The 20,584-nt window shown below is 67.5% G+C and carries 22 protein-coding genes, 1 other RNA gene and 1 pseudogene; 12 read left to right on the top strand and 12 right to left on the bottom strand.

The window, feature by feature from the left end:
- Positions 1–206 precede the first annotated feature (206 nt).
- Genes AX750_RS00510 through AX750_RS25250 form a run of 3 tightly spaced genes read right to left on the bottom strand, consistent with a single transcriptional unit; the run spans position 207 to position 2,436 of the window.
- A complete protein-coding gene (locus tag AX750_RS00510) occupies positions 207–1,103 on the bottom strand; it encodes a metallophosphoesterase (protein WP_197431928.1) in 897 nt (298 codons plus the stop codon).
- Positions 1,048–1,779: an HAD family hydrolase gene (locus AX750_RS00505; RefSeq protein WP_066734388.1), complete on the bottom strand. Its 732-nt coding sequence runs from the start codon at positions 1,777–1,779 to the stop codon at positions 1,048–1,050. The genes AX750_RS00510 and AX750_RS00505 overlap by 56 nt, the downstream gene beginning before the upstream one ends.
- Positions 1,780–1,809: 30 nt before the next feature.
- Positions 1,810–2,436, bottom strand: coding sequence for an HAD family hydrolase (locus tag AX750_RS25250; RefSeq protein WP_156450034.1), 627 nt, complete (start codon positions 2,434–2,436; stop codon positions 1,810–1,812).
- 248 nt (positions 2,437–2,684) lie between these two features.
- On the opposite strand from AX750_RS25250, the gene AX750_RS00500 reads away from it, so the two are divergent.
- Entirely contained in the window at positions 2,685–2,873 is a 189-nt protein-coding gene (locus AX750_RS00500; protein WP_245282266.1) for a helix-turn-helix transcriptional regulator, read from the top strand.
- Positions 2,874–3,175: 302 nt separating this feature from the next.
- Here the strand turns inward: AX750_RS00500 and thyA are convergent.
- A pseudogene (gene thyA / locus AX750_RS00495) lies at positions 3,176–3,460 on the bottom strand (thymidylate synthase); the annotation flags it as partial.
- Between the two features lie 157 nt (positions 3,461–3,617).
- On the opposite strand from thyA, the gene AX750_RS00490 reads away from it, so the two are divergent.
- The 7 genes from AX750_RS00490 (at position 3,618) to AX750_RS00460 (ending at position 7,412) form a co-directional block, all read left to right on the top strand.
- Positions 3,618–3,935: a PepSY domain-containing protein gene (locus AX750_RS00490; RefSeq protein ID WP_066734392.1), complete on the top strand. Its 318-nt coding sequence runs from the start codon at positions 3,618–3,620 to the stop codon at positions 3,933–3,935.
- Between the two features lie 104 nt (positions 3,936–4,039).
- Positions 4,040–4,363: a PepSY domain-containing protein gene (locus tag AX750_RS00485; RefSeq protein ID WP_066734395.1), complete on the top strand. Its 324-nt coding sequence runs from the start codon at positions 4,040–4,042 to the stop codon at positions 4,361–4,363.
- 19 nt (positions 4,364–4,382) lie between these two features.
- Positions 4,383–4,794: a transfer-messenger RNA gene (gene ssrA, locus AX750_RS00480) on the top strand.
- Positions 4,795–4,852: 58 nt separating this feature from the next.
- Complete coding sequence (locus AX750_RS00475; protein ID WP_066734397.1) at positions 4,853–5,494, top strand: ClpXP protease specificity-enhancing factor SspB; 642 nt, start codon at positions 4,853–4,855, stop codon at positions 5,492–5,494.
- Between the two features lie 83 nt (positions 5,495–5,577).
- Complete coding sequence (fumC, locus tag AX750_RS00470) at positions 5,578–6,972, top strand: class II fumarate hydratase (protein ID WP_066734399.1); 1,395 nt, start codon at positions 5,578–5,580, stop codon at positions 6,970–6,972.
- A 12-nt stretch (positions 6,973–6,984) separates the two neighbouring features.
- Entirely contained in the window at positions 6,985–7,185 is a 201-nt protein-coding gene (locus AX750_RS00465) for a DUF4169 family protein (protein ID WP_066734402.1), read from the top strand.
- Positions 7,182–7,412, top strand: coding sequence for a ribbon-helix-helix domain-containing protein (locus tag AX750_RS00460; RefSeq protein WP_066734404.1), 231 nt, complete (start codon positions 7,182–7,184; stop codon positions 7,410–7,412). Before AX750_RS00465 ends, AX750_RS00460 begins: the two co-directional genes overlap by 4 nt.
- A 110-nt stretch (positions 7,413–7,522) precedes the next feature.
- Here AX750_RS00460 and AX750_RS00455 read toward each other — a convergent pair whose 3' ends face one another.
- Both AX750_RS00455 and AX750_RS00450 read right to left on the bottom strand, forming a co-directional pair.
- Complete coding sequence (locus AX750_RS00455; protein WP_066734405.1) at positions 7,523–11,119, bottom strand: AsmA family protein; 3,597 nt, start codon at positions 11,117–11,119, stop codon at positions 7,523–7,525.
- Between the two features lie 116 nt (positions 11,120–11,235).
- The gene (locus AX750_RS00450) at positions 11,236–12,675 is read right to left on the bottom strand and encodes an FAD-linked oxidase C-terminal domain-containing protein (RefSeq protein WP_066734407.1); all 1,440 of its coding nucleotides are present in this window, start codon (positions 12,673–12,675) and stop codon (positions 11,236–11,238) included.
- 237 nt (positions 12,676–12,912) lie between these two features.
- On the opposite strand from AX750_RS00450, the gene AX750_RS00445 reads away from it, so the two are divergent.
- Positions 12,913–13,476 carry a thioesterase family protein gene (locus AX750_RS00445; RefSeq protein WP_066734409.1) on the top strand — a complete coding sequence of 188 codons (564 nt, stop codon included), beginning with the start codon at positions 12,913–12,915 and terminating at the stop codon, positions 13,474–13,476.
- Positions 13,477–13,494: 18 nt separating this feature from the next.
- Here AX750_RS00445 and AX750_RS00440 read toward each other — a convergent pair whose 3' ends face one another.
- Positions 13,495–14,289, bottom strand: a complete 795-nt coding sequence (locus AX750_RS00440) for an ion transporter (protein WP_066734416.1) — start codon at positions 14,287–14,289, stop codon at positions 13,495–13,497.
- A 113-nt stretch (positions 14,290–14,402) separates the two neighbouring features.
- Between AX750_RS00440 and AX750_RS00435 the strand changes: the two genes are divergently transcribed.
- Positions 14,403–14,684 carry a DUF427 domain-containing protein gene (locus AX750_RS00435; protein ID WP_066734426.1) on the top strand — a complete coding sequence of 94 codons (282 nt, stop codon included), beginning with the start codon at positions 14,403–14,405 and terminating at the stop codon, positions 14,682–14,684.
- Between the two features lie 6 nt (positions 14,685–14,690).
- Here AX750_RS00435 and AX750_RS00430 read toward each other — a convergent pair whose 3' ends face one another.
- From AX750_RS00430 to AX750_RS00415, 4 genes are all read right to left on the bottom strand, one after another.
- The gene (locus AX750_RS00430; RefSeq protein WP_066734474.1) at positions 14,691–15,317 is read right to left on the bottom strand and encodes a class I SAM-dependent methyltransferase; all 627 of its coding nucleotides are present in this window, start codon (positions 15,315–15,317) and stop codon (positions 14,691–14,693) included.
- Between the two features lie 35 nt (positions 15,318–15,352).
- Positions 15,353–16,618, bottom strand: a complete 1,266-nt coding sequence (locus tag AX750_RS00425; RefSeq protein WP_245282265.1) for a DUF3419 family protein — start codon at positions 16,616–16,618, stop codon at positions 15,353–15,355.
- Positions 16,619–16,701: 83 nt separating this feature from the next.
- On the bottom strand, positions 16,702–17,670 hold the full coding sequence (locus AX750_RS00420) for a tripartite tricarboxylate transporter substrate-binding protein (protein ID WP_066734429.1): 969 nt from the start codon (positions 17,668–17,670) through the stop codon (positions 16,702–16,704).
- Positions 17,671–17,735: 65 nt separating this feature from the next.
- Entirely contained in the window at positions 17,736–18,446 is a 711-nt protein-coding gene (locus tag AX750_RS00415) for a GntR family transcriptional regulator (protein WP_066734432.1), read from the bottom strand.
- Between the two features lie 119 nt (positions 18,447–18,565).
- Here AX750_RS00415 and AX750_RS00410 point away from each other — a divergent pair, with 119 nt between their 5' ends.
- On the top strand, positions 18,566–19,642 hold the full coding sequence (locus AX750_RS00410) for a tartrate dehydrogenase (RefSeq protein WP_066734435.1): 1,077 nt from the start codon (positions 18,566–18,568) through the stop codon (positions 19,640–19,642).
- A gap of 124 nt (positions 19,643–19,766) precedes the next feature.
- Entirely contained in the window at positions 19,767–20,195 is a 429-nt protein-coding gene (gene msrB, locus AX750_RS00405) for a peptide-methionine (R)-S-oxide reductase MsrB (protein WP_245282267.1), read from the top strand.
- Positions 20,196–20,226: 31 nt separating this feature from the next.
- Here the strand turns inward: msrB and AX750_RS00400 are convergent, their stop codons facing one another.
- Complete coding sequence (locus AX750_RS00400; protein ID WP_066734442.1) at positions 20,227–20,583, bottom strand: hypothetical protein; 357 nt, start codon at positions 20,581–20,583, stop codon at positions 20,227–20,229.
- Position 20,584 lies beyond the last annotated feature (1 nt).

Raw genomic sequence — 20,584 nt, 5'->3', positions numbered from 1 at the left:
ACCTCCTCTCCAGAGGGGTCAGTTCCTCATGGCGTCAGGGGGGCAGTTTGTCGTGGCGCCTGACACACCCTCACAGCGCGACGATTTTCTGCCTCGCTCCTCTCGAGCGCTCAGCGCCAAAACGTCGATGCCTCGTCCGGGCGAGTTGCGCCAACAACTGCTCATTCACCCGCATTTTTCCTACCAGGAGGTGCACGGTAACGCTCTCATACGACCACTATGCAGCGGGGATCGAAGCCCTCATTTTCACGACCTCCGTTTTGAGTGGGATATCCGGCCTGGTTGGCTAGCACGCGCGTTCGCCCGACCATGTAGTCGTGCGACCCGTGATCGTGGCCATGGATCCAGAGCTTGGGCTGGAACTCCACGATGACGGCACTAAGGTCCGAAACGAAGGCAGGCGACAATGCGTCGCCCAGGTGCCTCTTCTGAACAGACTGCGGATGCGGCGCATGGTGGGTGACCACGACGGTCGATCCGTCATGCGGCTTCGCGAGTTCGCTGCGTATGAAAGCGAGGTCGAGCCGATGTTCGGCCAGGGCGTGCCGGGGCGCGAAGCGGCCGTAACGACCGCCCTCCTCTTGGTACCGGATCAGGCGGTGATCGTTCAGCTCTTGTCCGGCCGAGGCCATCGACTGACTTGGCGTGCTCAGGAGGCGATAGTCAGTCCAGAGGGTGCAGCCGATGAAGCGGACCTGCCCGATGGCCACAGTCCGGCGATGCAGCAGATAGATACCTGCCTTGTCGGCGATTTCGCGCCCGAGAGCCGAGGCGCTGTTCAGCTCGTGCTTATAGAACTCGTGGTTGCCAGCGACGAAGACGATGTCGCGGTCACGGAGGGGGCCGGCTTCCCGCTGTCGCACCAACCACTCGAGAGCAGCCGTAATCGGCTTGTGCACATCGCCGGCAAACACAGCGACGTCAAATTCCGGCATCGGCTCGGGAAATTGGAACGGGCCGAATTCCAGATGCAGATCGGAGATCACCAACAGGCGCGTAGCAACCTTGTCCCTCAATTCAGCTACCGATGTTGAGGCGCTTGTCACGTCACCGCCGGGTTGTGTCTTGGCTGAACTCAGCGAGCCGGTCGAGAAGCTCGACAAGTGCGCTATGCGTCGCTGGCGAAGGCCCTTGCGCCAGCGCCCTCTCGAACTCGGCGATGTGCATTGAAAACAGACCAGCGCAGTGCGGGCCGATTACATCTTCCTCGAAGTGGTCACCGACGAACAAAACTTGCTCTGGCTCTAGGCGGAACTGCGTGCAAACCTGCTGATAGATCTCAGCTTGCGGCTTCATAAAACCGACTTGGAAGGACATGACGAGCGCATCTGGGGTGTGCGGCAGGCACCGAAGCAAAGCGCTCTGGTACGGCGCAGCAAGGTTGGAGCAGACACCAACCCGCAGTCCTACCTGGCGCAGCGATTCCCAGAGGACTTTCATTCCGTGCCTAAGCCGGGTCGACGCAAGCTCCGCTTCCAGGTCAGCCTCAAGCGCGACCATGCTTTCTTCATCAAGGGCGAGCGAGAGGTCATAAGCGAGATCGCGAAGGCTGGTTGGCTTGGTCAGTACCCTCCTTACGGTGTCCGGTGTAGGGTCATCGCCCAAAAGCGTTTTGAACGGCCGGCGCTTGTCGCCAATCTCGACGAGCGTTCCGAAGCTATCGAAGCAGACGGCCCGGATCTGCAGGCGCACGTCATCCCGGATTATTCCTTGTGGCACGTTCAAGTCGCTTTCATCGGCGAGAGTGGACGTCGTCCGGATTTTACGGGATTCGCCCATTCATCTGGTGTGAAGTGCCAACGGCCGGCGCTACGCGGGATCGACCGCTGACAAGCGTTCAAAGAACTTGCTGATATAGCGCGGAGCATAGATCGATGGATGAGATGACAAAGACGCCTCAAACTCGCCAATTGGCAGCGCGCTCGCGCCGGCAGCAATCGGACCGCTAACATCTGCCTCCAGCCGACTTCCCACGAACAGTACTTGAGAGACCGGCAGATGGAGCTGCGATGCCACGATCCGATAAATCTTCTTGTGCGGTTTCATAACCCCGTATCGATGCGAAAGAACCCACGCATCAAATTGATCGGGAAGTACCTCGAGTACCGACTGAGCATATGGAAAAGGCAAATTTGAACATATTGCGATCTTGAGCCCTGCTCGCTTGATTGCGTTCCACATTGCCGGAATTCCCGGTCGAAGCTGTATTGTAGCGAGCTCTGCTTCGAGATCGGTTTCCCAATCAACGATCATGGCCTCTGTTGGTTTGTCGAGCGTCTTGTGAGCCAGTTCTCTGATGCTAAACGGGTTTGTTAGCATCGCTTTAGACAGGGAATCGTAGCCACCTTCAATGAATCGGCGATAAGGCTTTCTCCTTTCGGTTAGATCGACAGTCGTACCAAAGCAGTCAAAGCAAACGGCGCGGATCTTGGGCACTTTACCTCACATCCAGGAATGCTGCAGCTGGGAGCACGATTGGGATTCTTAAACAGCGCCGTTTGGGCATCTCCTAACCCGCGCTTTCGCGGAACATCGTCGAAAATCACAGATTTTCGTTTCTGCATCGCTGGAGTCCCGGAAAGGCAGAAAGCGAGTCGCTATTTAGATACTATAATACCTAGAAATGAAAAGCGGTATTCCGTTTCGTTCCCTGCATGGACGTTCGGCAAATCGTTGGAAAAAACATGCGCAAATTCCGCATCGCCGCCGGGCTGTCTCAGGACCAGGTTGCCGTGCGCATGGGAGTAGAGCAGACCTATGTGAGCGGACTTGAGCGGGGCATCCGCAATCCGACCTTAACGACGCTCGATCGTGCGGCTACGGCCCTGTGCGTGAAGATCGCTGAACTGCTGGAAGCGTCTGACAATCCGTAAACGCCACCGTCGACGATCCCGTTTGCATAGAGGGCGGGGCGGGGAATGACGTGATAAAAAAGAAGCGTCGGCTCCTTGCGACGCTGGCACCTGCTGACTGCATTACAGCAAGGCCGACGAAAACGGCAACGCCTACCCAATCCGCAAGAATCCCCGGCTTCGCAATCCTGACCAACTGCGCCGGGGCTTCTTGCTGGTCGTAGCAGGCCGTCGAACCGAGCTAGCAGACGTGCCGGGAAACGGGGCGCCCATTTACCTAGGGCCCGTCCCGATCCTATATATTAGGAGCCCCTTACAGTAAGGCCATAGACCGGGCCGAGATCGCCCTGCTCGTCGGCCCACTCGTCCCAGATCGTGACGCCGTTGTCCTGCAGATAGCGCACATTGGTGTCGCCGCGCAGGAACCAGATCAGCTCGTGGATGATCGACTTGAGATGGAGCTTCTTGGTGGTGACGAGCGGGAAGCCCTCGCCGAGATCGAAACGCATCTGGTGGCCGAACACGGCGATCGTGCCGGTGCCGGTGCGGTCGTCCTTGCGGACGCCCTCGTCCAGGACGCGTCGGAGCAGGTCGTGATACTGGCGCATGCGCGAATCTCTTGTCGAAGCGCGCCACCATAGCGGCTGACCGCCGGGCCCGCGCGCCCGCGCCGCCGCTCGTCCCCCGGTTTCTGTCAGGAACCGTGAGCGGGCGCGCCGGGTTGCCTCCCGGACCCCTGACCGAAACCGAACAGGAGACGAGACCATGACCCTGCGCGACCGGACCCGCGCGACCCTGCTGGCCGCGGCACTGGCCCTGCCCCTCCCCGCTCTGGCGCAGGTGCAGGCGCCGAACACGCCTGCCGGCGCAGGCGCCCCGGCCATTTCGATGGACGAGGCCCGCCGCATTGCCAATGAGAACGGCATGGTGCGGATCGAGGAGATCAGCCTCGACGACGGCAAATGGGAGATCGAGGGTCGCGACGCCGCCGGCGCCGAAATCGAGATCGACCTGCGGGCAACGGACGGCACCGTCATCAAGATGGAACGGGACCGGCCAGCGGCGGCGGGCGTCCGACCCTGACGGCCGACCTCACGCGATCGCGAGGTGAATTGACCGGAGGCCGGCGGGACATTCCCGCCGGCCTTTCCCATATGCCGATCCGAGATCGAGAGGACTGACGATTCATGATCAAGCTGATGGGACTAGGTGCTGTCGCGGCGGCGGCGTGGGCCGTTGCCGCGGTGGTGACCTGCACGCCCGCCGATGCGGGCCGGCCCGGCACGGCCGCGACACAGGTCGCATCCCTCCACGATCCGGCCTACCGCGTCTCGGAAGACGCGGCCCGGCGCATCGCCTGGCGCTCGGGCGTGGATCACATCGAGGATCTCGTGCTGGTCGACGAGCGCTGGGAGGTCGCGGGCCGCGACCGCAGCGGCAACGAGGTCGCCGTCGACATCCACGCCCATGACGGCCGGATCCTGCGCCACCTCCCGCCACCCGGAAATTAAGCCGGCACCACGACCATCGGCTCTTTCCCCGGCGCGATGCAGCCCCTATATTGGTCGTGCCGTTCGCAAGACCGGCTATGGCGATAAACGAGCGTCGGAATAAGCTTTTCGGACCCGGGGGCGGTACCCGGCGCCTCCACCACAGCCCTGCGGCGCGAGCCCTGGGGCGGCCTGCGGGATCTTGGACCGCGGGCTTGCCAGGCCACCGAGTGGCAGGGTTGCGGCGGGGGCGAAATAGGATCGACGAGAGTGTAAAGGCCGTTCTTTTGCCCGGTATGGTTCCGCCGTTATAGGGCTAACGCATAGTTGCCAACGACAACAATGCTCGGGTTGCTGTCGCCGCGTAAGCGGTGCTGGTTCCCAAACCTAAGTCCTTCCGTTTAGCGACGTAAGGCGGGGCCCGGAGGCGCCTGGCAACAGAAGCCTCCACTTTTTTGTCAGGCTGCCTTGTGGCTGCCGCGGGATGCTGGAAGCGGAAACCACGACACGATGTCCAAGGACGTTCTTCGCTATGATCTGATGGTGCAGGACGCGTTGAAGGGTGTCGTGCGCAAGATCCTGACCGAGGCCGGACGCGACGGGCTGCCGGGCGACCACCACTTCTACATCACCTTCCGGACGACGGCCCCGGGCGTGCGCCTCTCGCAGCGACTGCGCGACAAGCACACGGAGGAGATGACCATCGTCCTCCAGCATCAGTTCTGGGATCTCAGCGTCAGCGAGCACGCCTTCGAGGTCGGCCTTTCGTTTTCGAGCGTGCCGGAGCGCCTGCTCATCCCGTTCGACGCCATCACCACCTTTTTCGACCCGTCCGTGCAGTTCGGCCTGAAGTTCGAGACGCAGGAAGGGGCCGAGCCCGCGGCTGCGGCGGAGCCGGCCGCCTCGCCTCGCCCGCGCGGTGCCGGCTCGGAGCCGAGCGAGGCCCCGCCCGCTCCCCTCGCCCTCCCCGTCAAGGCGACACCCGCCGGGGTTCCCGCCATCAAGCCGCGCGAGGTGTCTCCGGCGGCCGCCAAGGGCGTCAAGGCGACCAAGGCCGCGCCCGAGGATGCCAAGACCGAGGAGACGCCGGAGACCGCCGAGAGCGGCGGCGCCCAGGTCGTCAGCCTCGATTCCTTCCGCAAGAAGACCTGACCGGCCGGGTGCCGGCCGCGATTCCGCACCGGGCTCGTCCCGCCGGCGCTCGCGCCGGGGCAGCCCCTTCAAGGCAGGCCGCCATGTCCGAGACCCGCACCGAAACCGACTCCTTCGGCCCCATCGCCGTGCCCGCCGATCGCTATTGGGGCGCACAGACCCAGCGGTCGCTTGAAAACTTCCGTATTGGCGGGGATCGTGAGCGCATGCCACTGCCGCTCGTCCACGCGCTCGTGCTGGTCAAGAAGGCGGCGGCGCATGTGAATGCCCATCTCGGCCTGATCGACCAGCGCGTCGCCGGCGCCATCGGCCAAGCGGCGGACGAGGCGCTCTCGGGCCAGTTCGACGGGCATTTCCCCTTGGTGATCTGGCAGACCGGCTCGGGCACCCAGTCCAACATGAACGTCAACGAGGTGCTCGCCAATCGCGCCAACGAGTTGCTCGGCGCCGGCCTCGGTGCCAAGTCGCCGGTCCACCCCAACGATCACGTCAATCGCGGCCAGTCTTCCAACGACAGCTTCCCGACCGCGATGCACATCGCCGCCGCGCTGGAAATCTCGCGTTCGCTCCTACCGGCGCTGCGCGATCTCGAGCAGGCGCTGGCCGCCAAGGCCGCGGCGTTCGATGGGCTAGTCAAGATCGGCCGCACCCATCTCCAGGACGCGACGCCCGTCACGCTCGGCCAGGAATTCTCGGGCTATGCGATGCAGCTTCATCTCGGCGTCAGTCGGATCCAGGCGTCTCTCGGCGGGCTGCACGCCCTGGCGCAGGGCGGCACCGCTGTCGGCACCGGGCTGAACACCCATCCCGATTTCGCCGCCCTCTTCGCCCGCGAGGTCGAGTCGCTGACCGGCGTGCCCTTCCGCAGCGCCGACAACAAGTTCGAGGCGCTGGCGAGCCATGGTGCGCTCGCCGCCGCCCATGGCGCACTCGCCGCACTCGCCGCCGATCTGTTCAAGATCGCCAACGACATCCGCCTGATGGGCTCGGGCCCGCGCTCGGGGCTGGGCGAGATTTCCCTCCCCGAAAACGAGCCCGGCTCCTCGATCATGCCCGGCAAGGTCAATCCGACCCAGGCCGAAGCCCTGACCATGGTCGCGGCCCAGGTCATGGGCAACCAGACCACGATCGGCTTCGCCGCCAGCCAAGGCCATTTCGAGCTCAACGTGTTCAAGCCCGTGATCGGCGCCGCCTTCCTGCAGTCGGTGAGGCTTTTGACCGACGCGGCCGACAGCTTCCGCACCCACTGCGTCGAGGGCATCGTCGCCAATGAGGGCCAGCTGCGCGACCTGCTCTCGCGCTCGCTGATGCTGGTAACGGCGCTGGCCCCCGCGATCGGCTACGACAAGGCCGCCGGCATCGCCAAGGCGGCGCATCACAACGGCACGACCCTGCGCGAAGAGGCGCTGCGCGCTGGCGTGGATGCCGATCTCTTCGACGCCACCGTCCGGCCTGAGCGCATGCTCGGCCCGGCTTGAGGGGCGCCGCGCATGGCCGAGATCATCAATCTGCGCCGGGTCCGCAAGCAGCGCGCGCGGCAGGAGGCCGAGCAGCAGGCGCAGCAGAACCGGATCACCTTCGGCCGCACCAAGGCGGAACGGAGCCTGACCGAGGCCGAGCGCGACAAGGCCGCCCGGACCCTGGACGGCCACCGCCTCGCCTCGCCGCCGGACGACGAGCCGACGCCGTGAGCGCGGAGCGGAAGCGATCCCTAACCATCGCCGGCCATCGCACCAGCGTCTCGCTGGAAGAGCCCTTCTGGGAGGCGCTGAAGGAGATCGCCGCTGCCGAGGGACGAACCGTGGCCGCGCTGATCGCGGCGATCGACGACCATCGCGGCCAGGTCAATCTCTCCTCGGCGCTGCGTCTGCATGTGCTGGCGCATTACCGCGACCGCGCGGCAAGAGCGCCGGACTGAAGCGGACAGGCGCATCACCCGCAAAGCGGATTGCCCTTGTCTTGCAGCGCTTTGCGACCGCCACCTGAATCGGCTCCGCAGCGCCCTGAATCAGATTGCGAGGACCAAGCTCAGTTTGGCTGGGCGCCGCGCGACAAGGGGCGCGGCAGGGGCTGGATCTCGAGCGGCGGTGCCAGGGGCGGCGCGGGCTGCAGCCCCGACTCCGGGAAACTCGCCCGCGGCGCACCGGGCAGGATGAGCGGCCCCGGCTGCTGCGGCTGAGAGGCCTCGCGCTCCGCCGCCCGCTCGGCCGCCGCGCGCGCGCGCTCGGCCCGCTCCTCCGCCTCGATGCGGCGGCGCATCTCCTGCTCCATGCGCGCCTGCTCGGCCCGGCGCGCCTCTTCCGCCCGCCGCTCCTCGACCAGGCGGCGGGCTTCCTCGGCCCGACGCTCCTCCTCGGCCCGCTTCTCCTCGGCGAGACGCCGCTCTTCCTCGGCCTTGAGGAACTCGGCGAGCCTGCGGGCATTCTCGCGCATCTCGCGCTCGGCCCGCAGGCGCCGCGCCTGGGCGGCGCGCTCGCGCGCATCCGCCTCGAACGCCTCGACCCGCTCGATCTCCCTCGCCAGGGCGCGGGCGGCGACGACGTTCGACAGCGCATTGACGTCGGTCTCGCGGCGCGGCGCACTCAGCGGCCCGCGCCAGGCGACGCCGATCTGCGGCGCGTCCGCCGGCCAGCCTTTCGGCAGCGCTCCGAGCGGCCGCAGCCCGAGGCGCAGATCCAGAGTGAGGGCTCGCAGATCAACGATGCCGTTGGCCTCGGCCCGCAGCCCATTGCGCTCGAAGGTGAGTGGCTGCAGCCGGATCAGCCCGCCCGCAAGGGTAAAAGGCACGGTCACGCTGCCGAGCGCCCAGGCGTCGCGGTCGAGCGCCTCGGCCAGCCGCTGCTGCAGCCGCGCTGCATCGCTTTCGGAGGCGTCCTCGCCCGTGCCGGCAATGATGCGGGCGTAAGCCGCGGGGTCGAAGCGGCTGAGACGCGCATTTGTGAAGGTCAGGCTCCCGGCTCCCCCTAGCGCCGCGACGAGCCGTGCCGGGCTTTCGCCGGAGCCGCCGGCTTCGATCTGCCCGGAAACCCGACCGCCGAGCCCGCCTCCGGTCAAGGGCCCCAACTCGACCCCTTCGAGAGTGACGCGCCCCGAAAGCAGCCCGAGCCCACCTTCTCGCCGCGTCGTCAGCCGTCCACCGACGCGCCCGCCGCCGAAGCCGGCAGACAGATCGTCGAGCCGCAGCCCCTCCATGTCCGAGCGCAGGGTGAAGCGGGCGTCGCGCAGGATCGTCCCCTCGGCCGCGGTGACGCTGTCCGACTCGATCGCCAGCTGAAAATCGGGCAGCGCGGCCGGCGGCCCGAACCGCGCCGTCGTCCAGGTCGAGAGACCGGCGGGGCCAGCGCCGAGCGCAGCGGCCAACAGACTCCGCAGATCGAGCGTCGGCACGGTGAGCCGGCCACTCAGCATTCCGCCCTCGCGCGCCAGGGACAGCGCGCCCCGCGCGGTCGCCGCACCGAGATTGACGACGACCTCGCCAAGCGTGATCGCCTCCGGAGACGTTCCGAGCCGCGCATGGAGATCGACCAGCCCGTCCGGCAGGAGACGGGCTGCAGCGTCCGGCAGAATCTGGCCAATGCCATCCGCCTGCACGGCGAGCCGCGCCGGGGCCGCAGCCTCGCTCTCGACCGCGATCGAGAGGCCGGGGCCCGCCAGCGTGCCCGTTAGCCGCCCCGCTTCCTGCGTCAGAACGAGCTCGCCGGGGCCGCTCTGGCGCGGCACGGGTAGTCCGAGCGCCTGAAAGGCCTGGCGCCGGTCGGCGAGATCGAAGCGCAGCCTCGCCCCCGTCCAAATCCCGCCGGCATCGAGCCGCCCGGTCAGCGAGAGCCGCCCCGCCTGAGCGCCGCCGTCGAGCACCAAACCGGTTTCGCCGCTGGGCGCGCGGGTGAGCCGGAAGGCGGCATCGAGCCGGGCCAGCCCGTCGGAGGCGCGCCCCAACGCCTGCCGCGCCGGTTCGGGCAGCAACGGCCCCGCCAGCGCCGCGACCGCCTCGAAACGCGGGGCGCGGATGCGACCGGCGATCTCGCCGCCCTCGGCCAGGAGCGCTCCCGAGCCGGACACGCTGACGCCGCCGAAACCGTCGATGGCAAGACGGCTAAGCCGCCAGTCGCGGCCCTGCCGCCGCAGGTCGAGCTGCGCGGAACCGGGTGGCACGTTGCGGAAACGGGCCTGCGTCAGGCTGAGATCCAGCGCCAGATCGCGCGCGCCCAGAAGCACCGCGACGCTCTCGCCGGGCGGCAGATTGGTGAGATCGAACCCGTTCAGCACGGCCCTGGCGGACAGCCGCTCCGCCGTCGCGTCGCCCGACAGATCGAGCCTCACGCCCGAAGAACCTGTCAGCATCAGGCGCTGAAGGGCGAGCCGCCCGCCATCCCAGGCCCCGATCGCCTCGGCGTCGATCTGCCCGAGCCCCGCGACGAGATCCGCCAGAGCCGGATCGAGCCCCGCCCGCGCCAGCACCAGCCCGATGCGGCGCGAATCCCCGGCCTTCAGATTGAGGCGGCCCGCCACACCCTGCGCATCGGCGCTACCACTGGCGCCCAGCAGCGCGCCAGCGACGCGCACCGAGGCCGTGGCCTCCGACAGGCCCTGCGGATCGAGCTTGCCGCGCAGGCCGAAGGCGGAAAAATCCTCGCCGCGCCAGATCAGCTGGTCAAGATCGAGCGACAGGTCGATCTGTCCCGGCAGGCCCTGCAGAGCCCGCTCGAAGCCCGGCCGCGCCGCGAGGGCTTCGGCCAGCGCATCGGCATCGAGCCTGCGGGCGCGCAGCGCCAGGACGCCGCCGCCCGAGCCGGGCATGAACTGGCCTTCGCCCTCCAGCCGCGCCGCGCCCCCGGCAATGTCGAGGACGAGCCCGGCGAGATCGAGCTGGCGGCTGCCGCCGCTGACCTTGCCGGAGAGAGCGAGCGCGCCGCCGGGCGAAAGGGTGAAAGAGCCATCGAGGCCGGGAGCGCTCCCGGTGGCCGGCAGTGTGACGCTGCCGTCGAAGCCGAGCTGGATATCCTGCCCCGTGACGAAGGCCTTCGTCCGGAGTTTCCCGTCGGGCTCGAGCGCGCCGGTCGTGATGCGCAGCGAGGCGCCAGCCGCCTCGCCCTCGATGCGCCAGGGACCTGCGAGGCTGACCGCCGAGATCTCGGCCGCGATCGGGCCGATCGTCACGGGCTCGCGGCCCGCCTCCTGCCAGATCAGCACCGAGCGGCCGATCGAGAGACGGTCGAGGCTCGTCTGCGTCGGCAGACCGGCACCGCCGCGCGCCGGAAGGCGCAATGCGCCGGCCTCGTCGAAGGCGAGCGAAACCGTCGCGCCCTCCGCCCGCGCATCGGCGATCCGGAATTCGCCGCGGGTCAGCGCGGCGAGCGCGAGTTCGACGGTGAGCGTCTCGACCGAGGCGCGGCTCGTCTCCGCCGCCGCGCCGCCGAAGCGGACATCCTGCAGCGTCAGCCGCGGCGAGGGCAGCAGCCGCAGGCCGATGCCGCCGCCGATGCGGGTCTCGACGCCCAGCGTCTCGGCCAAGCGCGCCTCGAAATGCGGGCGATAACCGCGCCAGTCGACAAAGCCAGGCCCGATCAGGGCGGCCAGCAGCGCCAGCACCAGCAGGCCGGCCAGGACGGTCAGGGTCTCACGCAACGTGCGGCACGATCCTCGTCGTGAACATCGTCCCCATCATGCCGGCAAGTCGCGGCGAGATCACGACAATTCGACAGAACTCGGGCGTTTGCTGCTGTCCCGCTCCATCACGGAACTCAGAGAACCACGATCTTGCCAGGGTTGAGGATGTTCTGCGGATCGAGCGCGCGCTTCAGCGTGCGCATGACCGCCAGCGCGGGCGCGCCGTGCTCGGCTTCGAGATATTTGATCTTCTTCTGGCCGACGCCGTGCTCGCCCGTGCAGGTGCCGCCCATGGCGAGCGCCCGCTTGACCAGGCGGTCCAGGAAGCCCTGGACGCGCGCCACCTCATCGGGATCGGCGAGATCGAGCAGCGGCTGCGTGTGGAAATTGCCGTCACCGACATGGCCTGCGATCGGCGCGATCAGCCCGGTCGCCTCGATGTCGCGCTTGGTCTCCTCGACGCAGTCGGCAAGCTGCGAGATCGGCACGCAGACATCGGTCGCCAGCGTGTCGGCACCCGGCCGCAGGGCGCGGCCGGCCCAGTAGCCGTTGTGGCGGGCTTCCCACAGCCGGGTCCGATCCTCGGCCTTGGTCGCCCAGTCGAAGGGGCCGCCGCCGAACTCCGCTGCGATCTCGCCGAAGCGCTCCGACTGCTCCTTCACCCAGGCCTCGGTGCCGTGGAACTCGACGAAGAGCATCGGAGTCTCCGGCAGGCCGAGCTTGGAATGCAGGTTGAAGCCCTTGATCATCACCTCGTCGAGCAGCTCGATCCGCGCCACCGGGATGCCGGTCTGGATCGTCATGATGGCCGTGTCGCAGGCCGCCTTGATCGAGGGGAACGGACAGACGCCCGCCGCGATCGCCTCCGGAATGCCGTGCAGCTTCAGCGTGACCTCGGTGATGATGCCGAGCGTGCCTTCCGAGCCGACCAGCAGACGCGTCAGGTCATAGCCGGCAGAGGTCTTCCGGGCGCGCGTCGATGTCTTGACGACCGAACCGTCCGCCATCACCGCGGTCAGCGCCAGCACATTGTCCTTCATCGTGCCGTAGCGCACGGCGTTGGTGCCGGAGGCGCGCGTCGCCGCCATGCCGCCGAGCGAGGCGTCGGCACCCGGGTCGATCGGGAACATCAGCCCCATGTCGCGCAGATGCTCGTTGAGCTCCTTGCGCGTGACGCCGGCCTCGACGACGCAGTCGAGATCCTCCGCATTCACTGCGACGATCCGCTTCATCTGGCTGAGATCGACGCAAACGCCGCCATAGGGCGCGTTCACATGGCCCTCCAGAGAGGTGCCCGTGCCGAAGGCGATGACCGGTACGCCATGCCGGGCGCAGAGCGTCACGATCTCCGAGACCTCCTGCGTGCTGTGGGGATAGACCACCGCATCCGGCGGCTGGTTGGGGATCCAGGTCAGGGTGTGGCCGTGCTGCTGGCGCACGGCGAGACTGGTAATCAGCCGGTTGCCGAAGGAGGCCGCCAGCGCCTGCGTCACGGCCGCGACGGCGGCGGGAGACGGCGGCAGAGCCGCGGCGGATGCGGAGGTCTCATGCAGGGCGACGGCAGGCACATCCATTGTCAACATCCGGATCTGGAGTTTAAACTCAAAACAAGTCGGCATCGCAGCGGGTTACGAGGCCGGCCATCCGCGGCGTCCCCCCGGCTGGGGGCCGGCGACTAGACTACGCAGTAGGATAGACCGGATCGGCAGGCAACGGGCCGCTTCCGTGTTGCGATGGCGGTGCGGCGACCATGCACACGCCGTGTGACGAAGACCACTGAACCCAGCGCTACGGGAGGACGGGAGGCGGCCATGAAACACGATATCCGCGCTCCGGCGCTGTTCTTCGCGCCTTTCGTCTCCTCGGCCATGCGGGTGGAGCCGCAGTGGATCGATTATAACGGCCATCTCAACATGGCCTATTATCATGTGCTCTTCGACCGCGCGGTGGATGAGGTGTTCTCGCTCGTCGGCCTCACCCGCGATTATGTCGACAGCCGCCACGCCTCGACCTTCACCGCCGAGTGCCACATCCTCTACAAGCGCGAGCTGACCGAGAGCGACCAGGTGCGTGTGACCGCCCAGCTCATCGCCTTCGACGACAAGCGCCTGCACTACTATCTGGAAATGCGGCACGCGACCGAGGGCTGGCTCGCCGCCACCAGCGAGAATCTCTCGCTGCATGTCGACCTCACGAGCCGCAAGGTCTGCCCCTTCCCCGCCGACATCCTCGCCAACATCGCGCTGATGAAGGCCGCCCACAGTATGATGCCGCTGCCGGCGACGATCGGGCGCATCATCGGCATGCCCCAGCGCAGCGCGATCAGCGTCGATGGCACGATCGTTCCGGAGCGTGAGCCCGAGACGCGGCACTGAGCCTGGAAGGGTCAGCGCTCAGTTGGGATCCGGAATGCAGAGGATCTGGCCGCAAGCCTTGCAATGCACCGCGTCAGGCTCATGGCGCTGCAGACCGCAGCGCGGGCAGGGATAGCTCACCTTGGCAGGCCGGAAGATCGCCTGAGCCAGCCGCACGAACAGCGAGATGCCGACGATCATGACCGCGATCGAGGTCAGCTTGCCGGCGGTGCCCGGTAGCGTGATGTCGCCGAAGCCGGTCGTCGTCATGGTGGTGACGGTGAAGTAGAAGGCATCGACATAGCCCTCGATCCCCGGCCGTCCGGTGAAGAAGAAGCTGTAGATGAAGCCGGTGACGACGAAAAGGAAGGTCGTCAGATTGATCACCGCCCGCGCCGCATCCTCTCGGTCGCGGAAGCGGGTGCGCCGCCATTGCTGCCAGATCACGCCGCGCTGCGACAGCGTCCATAGCCGCAGAATCCGAAGGAAGCCGAGATTCTCGAGCATGCTCGGCACGAGCAGCGTCGCGAGGATGACGAGATCGAGAAGCATCGTCGGCTGGCGCAGCAGTCGCGGAATGTTCGAGGCCGCGAGCATCCGCGTCACGATCTCCGCCGCCAGGATCGCGGCAACCGTGTAGTCGATCCAGAGAAAAGCGGGCCGATCCCGGATCAGCGGCGTCGCGATGAAGAAGGCGATGATGACGATGTCGATGACCGTCGTCGCCAACTGGAACCGCAGCGAGGCCGGCGATCGCCCGTGATAGAGCTGTCGGAGGCGATCACGCAGGCTGCCGGGAGCGTCAGGCGCGTCGCAGGGAGGCATCGAGCTCATCGCGCGGCGCTATCACGCGCCCGTCAGGGCGTCCAGCGCAGCCGTGATTGGCGCGAGGCGAGACATCGTTCTAATTTGTCGGCAACGACAAGAACGTCACGGGAGCGAACGCCATGGTCAAAGCGATCTGGAACGGTGCGGTCATCGCCGAATCCAACGACACCATCGTCATCGAGGGCAACCACTATTTCCCCGACTTCTCGATCCGTCCGGACTTCTTCAAGCCGAGCGAGACGACCAGCACCTGCGGCTGGAAGGGCACCGCCAGCTACCATTCGATCGTCGTGGACGGGAAGGAGAACCGGGACGCCGCCTGGTACTACCCCGACCCCAAGCCGGCCGCCGCCGAGATCCGCGGCCGTATCGCCTTCTGGAAAGGGGTCCAGGTCGGCTGACACGCCTCAGCGCTGCCGACGCAGCACGGCGAGCGCGGCGTAGCCGCGATAGAGCGAACGCGCCTGCAGCGTCACGTCGGCGCCCGCGGCGCTGGTCACCAGCACCGCCGCCATATCCCGCCGCGGCGTGACGTGAAAGAGGGCGAGCCAGCGGTTCAGCACCGCGCTGAACGGGCGCGGCAGCTCGCGCTGGTCACCAAAATCGACGATGTGCAGTTCGCCGCCCGGCGCGAGACGCCGCAGCGCCTCCTCGACCACGCCCTGCCAGGGTGGGATCATCGACAGCGCGTAGGAGATCACGATGCGGTCGAAGCCCGCCCGCCCGAACAGCGCCTGCGGGTCGAAATCCGTGGCGTCGGCCTGGGCGAGCGCGATCCGGTCCGACAGGCCGGCCCGCCCCACCGAGCGCCGCGCCGTCTCCAGCATCACCGAGGAAACGTCGACACCGAAGCAGGCGCGTCCGGGATAGCGCCGCGCGATCCGGATCAGGTTGCGGCCTGTGCCACAGCCGATCTCCAGCACGCAGCCCCCCTCCGGCGGTGCGAGCTCGTCGATCAGCCGGTCACGGCCCAGCAGGTAGAACTTCCGGCTGGCGTCGTAGATGTGCCGCTGCCGGCGATAGATCGCGTCCATCAGCCCGGCAGCACCCTGTCCGGCGGCGAGGCTGCTCACGCCACGGCCTCCGGCCGAACATAGAGGTGGAAGCCGCCATAGATCGCCGAGCGGTCGCGGGCATTCAGCGCCCGGCTCTTGTCCTCCTCGTAGCGCCATTGCTCGAGGATTTCGGCGGGCACGCGTCCCGGCAGCAGGCGCTCATCGGCGGCCGTGCGGAAGATGACGCGCGCGCTGGGCCGGGATGTGCGGGTGATCTGGGTCCACAGCGCGGTCAGATCGGCGTCGTTCATCCAATCCTGCGCGTCGAGCAGGACATAGGCGTCACAGCTCTCGGCCGGCTGCTCCGCGAGGAAAGCCGTAATCGCTCTCTGATGATAGGAGACGCGTGCCGCCCTGGCACGGACCTTTTCGAAATGCGCCCGCTGCAGATAGGGCGGCAGCGCCGCGTCCTCCGCCGGTTCGTAGCCCCGCCCGAAGGCCTGCCTCGCGAAGTAATTGGCTTTCAGGTCGAAGCCGCAGGCCAGCCGCTCGAGACGGTCGTAAAGGGCGCCGCGGATGCCGTCGGCTCCGTCGGCGGCGAGCGCCTTGTACTGGGCCGGTGGGATGCCGAGGCCGTAGAGCGAGGCCGGCTGGCGGATCAACCAGCGCACGAGGGGCTTGTCGAAGACCGGCGCCAGATGGCGCTCGAACAGCGCCCGCTGCTCGGCGAGGTCGCGTGCCTCCAGCATCTTGCGCGGATCGCAGCCCAGCGCTCGTCCGAGCAGATGCCCGGCCCCGATGAAGCGGCCGAGCAGGCCGAAGCGGTAGACGTTGCCGGCGAACATCCCGATGCGGCGGCGCCCGTCCAGCCCTCGGCCCTCCCAATAGGCTCGCGAGGTCGCGTCGAGATGCGGCGCGATCTCGCGGTCGTAGAAGGCGATGTTGTCGCGCGACTGTGCCTGGCCGAAGAAGCGCAGGAACGTGTCGTGCCGCGTCATCCGCGCCAGCGCCGCGAGCTTGAGCTTGCCGAGCGCGATATGGGCGCCGTTGAGATCGATCGCGCTGATCTTCGCCGGGTCCGCCGTCAGATAGGACAGCACATTGCAGGACCCCGACGCGATGGCGACGACATGGTCGTCGGGCTTCAGCGCCAGCGCCTCCATGTCGACGACCGGATCCTCCCAGATCTGCGGATAGACCAGACCGGAGAAGGCCAGGGTGAACATCCGCTCGAGCAGCCCCGCCTTCGACAGAGCCTTGCTGCGATGGACCGCCGTGGTGAGCCCCTTGCTGGTCGTGCGCCGCACCGCACGCACCGTCCGCGTCGCCTGATCCGTCACGGGGCCCTCGCTCGCCATCCCTCGATGGCGAGCCGACTAGTGGAGTCGCATGACGCTTGGGTGACGCGACCGAGCCGCCGGGATCACGGCGCCGTGACGCCGGCCGCCTTGATCACCGGCGTCCATTTGTCGACCTCGGCGCGGACATGGGCGCCCAGCGCCGCCGAGCTCTGGCCGGCATCGTCGGGGATGATGCAGCCCAGTTCCAGCAGCCGCGCCCGCACGCCCGGATCGGCCAGCGCCGCACGGCCGGCGGCATTCAGGCGATCGACGATCTCCTTCGGCGTGTCCTTCGGCGCGAAGATCGCGTTCCAGCCCACCGCCTGGAACTCGGGCAGACCGCCCTCGGCGCTGGTCGGCACATCCTTGGCGACGTCGAGGCGGTTGGGCGTCGCCACGACATAGGTCTTGAGGTTGGTGAGTTGCGGCACGATGCCGACCGTCTGGTCGCAGACATAGTCGAGTTGCTTGGCGAGCAGCGCGTTCATCGCCGGGCCGGAGCCGCGGAACGGCACCTGCTGCACCGGCGCCTTGATCAGGTGGTGGAAGAACACGCAGGTCAGATGCGAAGTCGAGCCGATGCCGCCATGACCGTAATTGTACTTGGACGGATTGGCCTTCAGCAGGGCGATGAACTCCTGCAGCGTGTTGGCCGGGAAGTCCTTGTGGGCCGAAATCAGCATCGGCGTTCCCGCCGTGTTGATGACTGGGGCGAAGTCGGTGCGCGGGTCATAGGCGAGATTGGGATAGAGCCCGACCGAGGCCGAATGCGTGCCGAGATTGCCCATCATGATCGTGTAGCCGTCCGGCGTCGCGCGGGCGACGCGCAGCGAGCCGGTCGTACCGCCCGCCCCGGCGACGTTCTCGACCACGATCGACTGCCCGAGCGTGCGGCTCATATGGTCGGAGACGATCCGCGCGATGACGTCGGTCGGCCCGCCCGCGGCAAAGGGCACGATCATCGTGATCGACTTTGCGGGATAGGTCTGCGCAGCCGCGGGTGCCGCGGCCATGGCGAAAGCGGCCCCGAGGGCCAGGATCAGGCGACGCATTGTTGTCCTCCGTGAGTTGATGCCGCGTTGACCGCGGTCTGGGATGGTTGGGACGGGCCGACGGCTCACATGTGCCGAAGGCCCACGCTCTCGATCAGCGGCAGCAATTCGTCGCGGGCCCGGATGCGGTGCCGCCGCGCCGCCTCATGGGCGGCATCCGGCAGCCCCAGGCGGATCGCCTCGCTGGTATCGCGATGCTCGGCCTCAGAGACCAGCAGGCGCGGCCGCAAACGCAGGGTCAGCATGCGGGCGCGGTGCGACTGGTCGTTGACCGTCTGGATGATCCGCGCGAAGCGGCCATTGCCGCAGCGCTCCACCAGCAGCCGGTGAAAGGCTTCGTCGGCGCGGCCCCAGCCCGGCAGATCGCCCACAGCCAACGCCTGGCCCATCGCGGCCGTCGCCTGATCGAGTTCGTCGGCGAGCGCCGTTCGCTCCGCCTCGGGCAGCGCGGCTGCCCGCGCCGCCGCCCCGGCTTCGATCGCGATCAGCACCTCGTAGATTTCGGCGATGTCATGGGGGGCGAGCGCGCAGATCAGGATCCCGCGCTTCGGCAGGATGCGGACGAGCCCCTCCTCCTGCAGGCGCAGCGAAGCCTCGTGTACGGGCGTACGGCTCATGCCGAGCCGCAACGCCAGCTCGCCGGCCGAGGCCTGGTAGCCCGGCGGAAACACGCTTTCGCGGATCGCGTGCTTCAACGCCGCATAGGCGCTGTCGACGAGACTGGCGCCGCGCTCGCTCGCGACCTCGCCCCGCTCCTGCACGTCCCCGAGCTTCATCGACCTCTCCTGCCTGATCGAAGCTTATCAGCTTCCATGGAAGCTGCAATGCATTCTTGACTTGCAGCAGCGGCGACCGCAAAGACGGTCGGGACGACAGGTTCGAGGAGAGACGCGTCATGAAGACCCACCGCATCGCAGCCATCCCGGGGGACGGCATCGGCGTCGAAGTCATCGCCGCCGGCATCGAGGTGCTGGAAGCCCTGGCGCGGCGCGACGGCTCGTTCGGCTTCGCCTTCGACCATTTCGACTGGGGGTCGGACTACTACAAGCGCACCGGGCTGATGATGCCGGCCGACGGGCGCGAGCAGATCAAGGACCATGACGCGATCTTCTTCGGCGCGGTCGGCGCGCCGGACGTGCCCGACCATGTCACGCTCTGGGGCCTGCGGCTGGCGATCTGCCAGCCCTTCGACCAATACGCCAATGTCCGCCCGACGCGGGTCCTGCCCGGCATCACCTCGCCGCTGCGCCATGTCTCCGGCCCGGAGCTCGACTGGGTGATCGTGCGCGAGAACTCGGAAGGCGAATATGCCGGCGTCGGCGGCCGCGTTCACAAGGGCTTCCCCGAGGAGGTCGCCACCGACGTCTCGATGATGACGCGCCACGGCGTCGCCCGCATCATCCGCTACGCCTTCAGGCTGGCGCAGTCGCGGCCGCGCAAGCTGCTCACCGTCGTCACCAAGTCGAACGCCCAGCGCCATGCCATGGTGATGTGGGACGAGATCGCCGCCGAGGTCGCGACCGAGTTTCCGGATGTCGCCTGGGACAAGATGCTGGTCGACGCCATGACCATGCGCATGGTGATCAAGCCCAGCAGCCTCGACACCATCGTCGCGACCAATCTCCATGCCGACATCCTGTCGGACCTCGCCGCCGCGCTGGCCGGATCGCTCGGCATCGCGCCGACGGCCAATCTCAACCCCGAACGCGCTTTCCCCTCGATGTTCGAGCCGATCCACGGCTCGGCCTTCGACATCGCGGGCAAGGGCATCGCCAACCCGATCGGCACCTTCTGGACGGCGACGATGATGCTCGATCATCTCGGCGAGGCCGCCGCTTCGGCCCGGTTGATGCGGGCGATCGAGCGCGTGACGGCCGACCCGGCCTTCCACACGCCCGATCTCGGCGGCAAGGCGACGACGCGGGCTGTCACGGACGCGGTCATCGCCGCGATCGCCGGCGACAACGCCTGAGCCGTCAACGCCATCGTGACCCTGCCGGGCGACCGGCGCTGCTGACAACCGGGCTCCCGCTCCCCATATCCTGCGCGAACGGATGAGACCGAAACGCGCGAAAGGGAGAGCGGGAATGGGACTGATGAGCATGTTCGGCGGCAGCCAGGCGCCCCGGGAGCACTTCCCCTACGAACTGTCCGACGACGAGTGGCGCGCCAAGCTGACGCCCGAGCAGTACCATGTGCTGCGCGGCCACGGCACGGAGCGCCCCGGCTCCTGCGCGCTGAACTATGAGAAGCGCCCCGGCACCTTCTCCTGCGCCGGCTGCGACCAGCCGCTCTTCCGCAACCTCACAAAATTCGAGAGCGGCACCGGCTGGCCGAGCTTCAACGAGCCGCTGGAGGGCGCCGTCGGAACGACGGAGGATCGCAAGTTCGGCATGATCCGCACCGAGGTCCATTGCGCCAATTGCGGCGGCCATCTCGGCCATGTCTTTCCGGACGGCCCACCGCCGACGGGCTTGCGTTACTGCATCAACGGCGTCGCGATGAACTTCGAGCCCGCCGCGTGACAGCCCAGCAGGGCGCGGCCCATGCCGCGCCCTATTGCGGGATTTCGACCCAGTAGACGGCGCGGTTGGCGGGGATACCCGCATGCAGGCAGACCACCCGGGCGCGGCGCTTGCCGCCCGCATCCTCGACGGCGGCGAAGGCGATGTATTCGGTCGCGACCTGCTGCCCGCCGATTGTTTTGTCGAAGCGGTTCTCGATCAGGCTGTCGCCGCGCTCGATCCGCACCGATTTCAGCGTGCCGCCGTCGCGCTTCGACTCGGCCAGAGCGAAGCGCTCGCAATCGGCCAGCGGATCGGGGACGGGGCGCGTCTGGGCGCCGGCTGCCAGCGGAGTGGCGAAAAGGACAAGCGCGGCGAGGCGCAGCAGGGTGGTCTCGGGACGGCTCATG

The sequence above is a fragment of the Methylobacterium sp. CCH7-A2 genome (genome assembly GCF_001557075.1).
Lineage (GTDB): Bacteria > Pseudomonadota > Alphaproteobacteria > Rhizobiales > Beijerinckiaceae > Allobosea > Allobosea massiliensis.
The sequence above is the reverse complement of the archived record's forward strand: the minus strand, read 5'-3'. Positions and strand labels throughout refer to the sequence as shown.